Annotated in this window: 3 protein-coding genes; all 3 read left to right on the top strand. The window is 55.7% G+C overall.

The annotated features are described in order from the left end of the window. Positions 1-127: 127 nt before the first annotated feature. Positions 128-2,761 (top strand): glycoside hydrolase/phage tail family protein, encoded by a 2,634-nt coding sequence (locus PsAD46_RS01050; RefSeq protein WP_275496298.1) that lies wholly within the window; start codon positions 128-130, stop codon positions 2,759-2,761. An 11-nt stretch (positions 2,762-2,772) separates the two neighbouring features. Beyond that, positions 2,773-3,540: a DUF2793 domain-containing protein gene (locus PsAD46_RS01055; protein ID WP_063305970.1), complete on the top strand. Its 768-nt coding sequence runs from the start codon at positions 2,773-2,775 to the stop codon at positions 3,538-3,540. A gap of 97 nt (positions 3,541-3,637) precedes the next feature. Further along, positions 3,638-3,754, top strand: a 117-nt coding sequence (locus tag PsAD46_RS27825; RefSeq protein ID WP_275496299.1) for a glycosyl hydrolase 108 family protein, incomplete at its 3' end; no start/stop codon positions are given.

A 3,754-nucleotide genomic window follows, 5' to 3' on the forward strand; every position in this document is an offset into this window, starting at 1 on the left:
AACGCAGAACTATTCAAAACCGACGCTTGCGCTACCACGCACAAGCCGCTTAACATCAACACGCAATTGGGCCAGACACTCCACTAATCGAAAGCCAATTTTGTCCAACTATCTTTGACGACGGACAATCTACACTGGCGAATATCGATGGAGTTATACCCATTTTGCTTTGCACCTTGCGATGTTAGCAAAGGCAGCGGGCGGTGTGGATGCTTTTGTTGTTGGAACGGAAATGCCGGGCATTTCGGCTCTAACATGGGGGTTTGATGACTTTCCGTTTGCATACTTCATGGCCTATATCGCCGAGGAAGCGCGCAAGATCATGGGGCCGGATGTCAAAATAGGCTATGCCGCCGACTGGTCCGAGTTTCACAGCTACCGGCCGGGTGATGGCAGCGGCGATGTGTTCTTTCATTTGGACAAGCTTTGGGCCAATGAAAACATAGACTTTATCGGCATTGATAACTACTTGCCGCTGACTGATTGGCGCGATCATGAAAACCATGAGGACCACGGGCAGGGGGCGCAATCAATCCATGATCTGGACTATCTGAAAGCTGGCATCGAGGGCCGGGAGTATTTCGATTTTTACTATGCCTCTGATGAGGACCGGACCAACCAGAACCGCACCTTGATTGCAGATCAGGACCATGGTGAGCACTGGGTGTTTCGTCAAAAGGATATTCGGAGCTGGTGGGAAAACCCGCACCACAACCGGCCGGGCGGGGTGCGTTCAAATACCTCAACTAACTGGGTGCCAAAATCAAAGCCTATCTGGTTTACAGAGTTTGGCTGCCCCGCGATCGACAAAGGCACCAATCAACCAAACGTGTTTTATGATCCCAAATCCTCAGAAAGTCAGGTGCCCTATTTTTCCTCCGGGGTGCGTGACGACCTGATACAGCGGCGTTACCTTCGCGCCATGCTGGAATACTGGGCTGTAGAGGCTGGCAACAATCCAGTTAGCCCGGTTTATGGTGGGCCAATGGTGGACCCCGTGAACATGTTTGCATGGGCTTGGGATGTGCGGCCGTTTCCATCGTTTCCGGTGGAATCCGATACCTGGGCGGATTGGGGCAACTTCACCACCGGGCATTGGCTTTCCGGCCGTGTGGGTGGTGTCTCCGCAGATGGCATTGCCCGGCTCTTGATGGAGCGGGCGGGCCTGCGTGAAGGCATAGACTTTGAAACGGCCGGGGCAGATGGGGTTGCCGATGGTTTCCTCATCTCTTCTATCACCAGTGCCCGCAGCGTCTTGGAAACCCTTGGGGCTGCCTTCTTCTTTGATGCGGTGGAATCTGGTGGCCGGGTGGCGTTTCGCCCGCGTCGTTCCCGCTATCCCTTAGCTGAGATTGAAGCAGAACAACTGGTTGATCAGGGCAAGGACAAAGAGCGGGTTTCCATTACAAGAGCACAAGAAACCGAGTTGCCTGCAGTGGTGCGGGTAACGGCCTATGACAGCTCAAAGGATTTTAACACGGCAACGGCAGAGGCTCTGGAAGGGGCTGTTTCAACTGAAAGGGTTGTTACTTCTGATCTGCCCGTTGTGACCAACTATGAGCGACTGCAGGGCATGGCTGAAAACCTGTTGCAGGAGGCGTGGGCCTCACGGGAGCGCTTAAGCTATGTGCTGCCTCCAACGGATCTGCACATTGAGCCGGGTGACTATCTTAAACTGACTGTCTCCGGCCGTGTGTTCGCGGTGCGGGTGCTTTCCGTCAAGGATGGAGACGCCCGCATGATTGAAGCGGTGACTTATGATGCACCGGTGTATGAAGCCACCAAGGGAGCAACACGGGCCTTTGTCTCAAAAGGGCAGGCGCTGCAGGCGGCCGCATTAGGGGTGTTCATTGACGGGCCGCTTTTGCGTGATCAGGACACACCATGGCAGGGCTACTTGACCGGCTATCAGTTGCCGTTTTCTCCGGGCATGGCGTTCTTATCCAGCCCGGTGACAAGTGGCTATGAGCTGCGGGCCGCCCTTAATCAGCAAGGTGTGCTCGGGGAGCTGCAAGCACCCTTACCTGCAGGGCCGCTGCACCGCTGGGACAAAGGCAACCGGGTCAAGGTCAAGCTCTACAACGGGGCGCTGGCTTCTCTTGAAGAGGATCTGGTGTTCTCTGGTGGCAATGCCATGCTGATTGAAGGGGCAGGCGGTGAATGGGAGCTGTTGCAGTTTGCCAATGCTGAGCTGATTGCTGAGCGCACCTATACCTTAAGCAAGCTGCTACGCGGGCAGCGGGGCAGTGAGCCGGGCATGGGTGCACCTGCAGGTGCACGTGTGGTGGTGCTGGATGGCGGCATGACACAAAACGGGCTTTCTCGTTCTGAGCTGGGTTTGCCGCTTAACTGGCAAGCAGGCCGGGCCGGGGCTGGTGTGGGATCTGAGGATTACACCAGTTACCAGAAGACTTTCACCGGCCGGGGAGAACGGCCGCTGTCGCCCGTGCATTTGAACGCCCGTGCGCAGACTGATGGCAGCATTGCAATAAGCTGGATAAGGCGCACGCGAACGGGCGGGGATAGCTGGGAGGTGGCAGAAGTCCCTCTTGGGGAGACGCTGGAAAGTTACACTGTTGAGATCCGGGAAGGGGGCGTTTTAAAGCGCTCCCTTTCTGCTTCCAAAGGGTCTGTTTCCTACACGGCCGCCATGCAGGTGGAAGACTTTGGCGGGCCTGCATCCAGCTTTGACGTGTGGGTCTATCAACTATCTGAGGTCTATGGGCGCGGTGTTCCTGCTGTTGCTCACTATGAAGCGTAAAGGGGGAAGTAATGAGCACAACGGCACTTTTGAAGCTGCCAATGATTGCGGCTGCGCAATCGCAAAAGCATGTGACCCACAATGAAGCCTTAGCCTTGCTTGATGTGGTGGTGCAGCTTTCGGTTATCTCAAACAGCGTAACCAATCCGCCTGCAGATCCTGATGAGGGAGCGCGTTACATAGTACCTGCAGGAGCGGCCGGAGATTTTGCCGGGCATGAAAACCAGATCGCGGCCTTTAGCGCCGGGGCTTGGGAGTTTCTTGAACCGGGCACCGGGTGGGCTGCTTGGATTGAAAGCGCGGAAACCATGCAGGTTTATTCCGATGGTGAGTGGGGCAGCTTTTCCTCTGTTGCCGGGCTGGGCACAGATCCGGGAACAGGCGGCCTTGCCTTCCAGCAAGAGAAAACCGTTTTAAGTGAAACGGATCACGGCGCACAAAGCCAGTTTGTAACCGTGGATGAAGAGCTAAGCCTTGCTGGTAGCAGTGTTGACAGCTCGGTTTTGATCCCAAATCGGGCAATCGTGTTCTGCGTATCTACCCGCACGGTGGAGGCTGTGACAGGAGCGGCCTCATATGACTGCGGGCTTGCCGGTGAGCAATCCAAGTTCGGCGGATCGCTGGGGGCGGCCGTTGGCTCAAACAATGCCGGAGTGATTGGACCTACTGCGTTTTATGGGGATACAGCCGTGCGGCTGAAAGCCAATGGCGGCGACTTCACCGGGGGCAAGGTGCGCATTGTCTTGCATTACTTCCTGCCGGTTGTTCCGCAGAGCTGAGCAATTGGCAGCATGTTAATTTTTCGCGCCGCATTTGCGGCTTTTTTTGTACCTGAGCGGGGGCTTTTCAGCTCCCGTTTTTTATTGGGGGCAGAGCATGAAAGATACGTTTCGACTGATTATTTTAGACCTGCTTGGAACTGAGGGTGGGTTTGCAAACCGGTCTCGCAAAGCAGATCCGGGCGGCCCTACCAACCTTGGCGTCACTCAAAGA

The sequence above is a fragment of the Pseudovibrio sp. Ad46 genome, from assembly GCF_001623065.1.
GTDB lineage: Bacteria > Pseudomonadota > Alphaproteobacteria > Rhizobiales > Stappiaceae > Pseudovibrio.